Raw genomic sequence first — 1405 nt, forward strand, 5'->3', positions numbered from 1 at the left:
CACTAGCGTCGCATTAAAATAATTCAACACCTTATATAAAACTGAATTTTCTGCAATATTATTTAAGCACAAAAAAAGCCTTTATAATGGTTGGGCGGTAGGTAACCATCCAAATCCAAAATAAAGGACATTCGCATGGATAAGTTTACATCAAAAACATCATTTGAACAATGGTTTTCACCGATTTCCTCGTCAAAACTTGAGGAATTAGTGGAAGCCTATCAATTAAATTACTATACAAAAAAGCTTTACATGACTTCTTTTTTGAAACTGTTCGTATTTGCGCAGTTAAATGAAACCGAAAGTCTACGCGCTGTGAGTGATACACTGTTCTCCGGTGACCTACAAAAAGCGACGGAGTTAGAGTCGATTAGCTTTTCACAGTTAGGACGTCGATTAGGTCAGGTACCAACACTTGTTTTCCAAGAGCTCTTTCTCGATTTAGTCGCTCAAATTCATGAGAAAACGTATTTTGAAAAGCGGCGAAAACTGACGACACCGTTAAAAATCATTGATTCGAGCACACTGCCATTGAATTTGAATCATCACAAATGGGCTGAATTTCGTAAAACCAAGTCAGGAATCAAGCTTCACTTACGTTTGGTTTTCTTAGAAAAAGGCTGCTCGTATCCAGACAAAGCGGTGCTGACAAACGCGGAAGAACATGATCGCGGTCAACTAGAGGTACTAGTAGACGACAAAGAATGCATGTATGTGTTTGACCGTGGTTACTTGGATTATGAGCGATTTGACCGCATGACCGATGAAGGCTATTTCTTTGTGTCACGTTTACGAAAAAACGCCGTCATCCGTGTGCTAGAGCCGATCAAAGTACCTAAAGATTCAAGTGTCTTATCGGATGACATGATACTTATTGGCACGACACAAAATCGAGCTGAGAATACATTTCGCCTCATTAAAGTACTCGATTCGAAGGGCAATGAGCTGCACCTAATCACGAACCGCTTTGATTTAAGTGCCGATGAAATCGCTGAACTGTACAAATCGCGCTGGGCAATCGAGCTATTTTTCAAATGGATGAAGCAGCATTTGAACATCAAAAAATTTTACGGGCAAAGCGAACAAGCTGTGCACAATCAAGTGTACATCGCGATGATTGTCTACTGCTTACATGTACTCGCTCAGTTGAACACAAACAGCTCACGTTCTTATTTACAAATGAGTCGCTGGCTAAAAGCAGACCCTTGGAAATCCGCCCATCTGTGGATTCGAAAAATCGAAGGAAAAGCCATTCCATAAAGGTTTTCGCGTTTCTATTTCCCTCGTCAAAGGTTATAGTAAAAAAATGGATGTCAATCACCGTTGTTTGTGTGTTTTCTTTTTTCTTCTTAAACAAAAAAGTGAGAAAACAGAAAATTCAATCAAAATTTATGCGACGGTAGTG

Annotated in this window: 1 protein-coding gene; it reads left to right on the forward strand. The window is 39.6% G+C overall.

What is annotated here, in order from left to right:
- Positions 1–135: 135 nt before the first annotated feature.
- Complete coding sequence (locus tag ACIQXF_RS23045; RefSeq protein ID WP_402788162.1) at positions 136–1260, forward strand: IS4 family transposase; 1125 nt, start codon at positions 136–138, stop codon at positions 1258–1260.
- The last annotated feature ends 145 nt before the right edge of the window (positions 1261–1405 follow it).

This window comes from Lysinibacillus sp. NPDC097231, assembly GCF_044761885.1.
Lineage (GTDB): Bacteria > Bacillota > Bacilli > Bacillales_A > Planococcaceae > Lysinibacillus.

Bases quoted from the DNA above. Each gene is read 5' to 3' on its own strand.
- ACIQXF_RS23045 (WP_402788162.1), top strand. From the start codon at position 136: ATGGATAAGTTTACATCAAAAACATCATTTGAACAATGGTTTTCACCG.